The organism is Nakamurella sp. (genome assembly GCF_048594475.1).
Taxonomy (GTDB): Bacteria; Actinomycetota; Actinomycetes; order Mycobacteriales; family Nakamurellaceae; genus Nakamurella.
Genome location: NZ_JBMDXT010000508.1, coordinates 1 through 1,801, shown reverse-complemented (window position 1 = coordinate 1,801; position 1,801 = coordinate 1). Strand labels below are relative to the sequence as shown.

Below are 1,801 nucleotides of genomic sequence, written 5' to 3'. Positions count from 1 at the left end.
CAGCGAGACCGTCATCTCGGTGGTGTCGCCCGGCATGACCATCTCGGTGCCCTCGGGGAGGTTCACCACGCCGGTCACGTCGGTGGTGCGGAAGAAGAACTGCGGGCGGTAGTTGTTGAAGAACGGCGTGTGCCGGCCGCCCTCGTCCTTGCCCAGGATGTAGACCTGGGCCTCGAACTCGGTGTGCGGGGTGATCGAACCCGGCTTGACGACGACCTGGCCGCGCTCGACCTCTTCGCGCTTGGTGCCGCGCAGCAGCAGACCGGCGTTGTCGCCGGCCTGGGCCGAGTCGAGCAGCTTGCGGAACATCTCGATGCCGGTGACCGTGGTCTTGAACGACTTCGGCTTGATGCCGACGATCTCGACCTCGGAGTTCACGTTGATCGTGCCGCGCTCGACCTTGCCGGTGACGACGGTGCCACGACCGGTGATCGTGAAGACGTCCTCGATCGGCATCAGGAACGGCTTGTCGGTGTCGCGCTCCGGCTCCGGGATCGACTCGTCGACCGCGTCCATGAGCTCCTCGACGGTGGCGACCCACTTCGGGTCACCCTCGAGGGCCTTCAGGCCGGAGGTGCGGATGACCGGCGCGTCGTCGCCCGGGAACTCCTGCGAGGACAGCAGCTCGCGGACCTCGAGCTCGACGAGCTCCAGGATCTCCTCGTCGTCGACCATGTCGGACTTGTTCAGCGCGACCAGGATGTAGGGCACGCCGACCTGGCGGGCCAGCAGCACGTGCTCCTTGGTCTGCGGCATCGGGCCGTCGGTGGCCGCCACGACCAGGATGGCGCCGTCCATCTGCGCCGCGCCGGTGATCATGTTCTTGATGTAGTCGGCGTGACCCGGGGCGTCCACGTGGGCGTAGTGACGCTTCTCGGTCTGGTACTCGACGTGCGCGATGTTGATGGTGATGCCGCGCTGACGCTCTTCCGGCGCCTTGTCGATCTGGTCGAACGCCGAGGCCTGGTTCAGGGTCGGGTACTTGTCCGCCAGGACCTTGGTGATGGCCGCGGTCAGGGTGGTCTTGCCGTGGTCGACATGGCCGATGGTGCCGATGTTGACGTGCGGCTTGCTCCGGTCGAATTTCGCCTTCGCCACTGCTGGTCCTCCTCAGGACTGTTGCGTTGCGCCTTGCGACTTCTGCCGCTGATGGCGGCAGTCAGTGCGTCAGGCGGACTGGTGGATCTGGACCGAACCTGCTGGTCCGGACCCGTGATGGTGGGAACCGATGGGCCCCACCACCCCGACTGTGCAGGGTACGGATGGCCGCGCGGTCGATGCCGCCGGGGCCATCCGGACCCCTGGATATGAAGTTGTGCGATGGATGCGCGCGCGGGCCGTGGCCCGCGGCTCACTCCCCGGTCGCCTTGGCGATGATTTCCTTCGCCACGCTCGCCGGCACCTCCGCGTAGGAGTCGAACACCATCGAGTACGAGGCCCGCCCGGCGGTCTTGGACCGCAGGTCGCCGACGTAGCCGAACATCTCCGACAGCGGCACCAGGGCGGTGACGACCCGGGCGCCGGAGCGCTCGGTCATGCCCTGGATCTGCCCACGACGGGAGTTCAGGTCACCGATCACGTCGCCCATGTTGTCCTCGGGCGTCACGACCTCGACGTTCATCATCGGCTCGAGCAGCACCGGCTTGGCCATCCGGGCGGCTTCCTTCATGGCGATCGAACCGGCGATCTTGAACGCCATTTCCGAGGAGTCGACCTCGTGGTAGGCACCGTCGACCAGGGTCAGCTTGACCCCGAGCATCGGGTACCCGGCCAGCACGCCGTACTGCAGGGAGTCCTGCGC

Annotated in this window: 1 protein-coding gene and 1 pseudogene; both read right to left on the bottom strand. The window is 66.9% G+C overall.

From position 1 onward, the window contains the following. Positions 1–1,098: elongation factor Tu (gene tuf, locus ACOJUF_RS23120; RefSeq protein ID WP_420124161.1), on the bottom strand; the 1,098-nt coding region annotated here is incomplete at its 3' end. 253 nt (positions 1,099–1,351) lie between these two features. Continuing rightward, a pseudogene (gene fusA / locus ACOJUF_RS23115) lies at positions 1,352–1,801 on the bottom strand (elongation factor G); the annotation flags it as partial.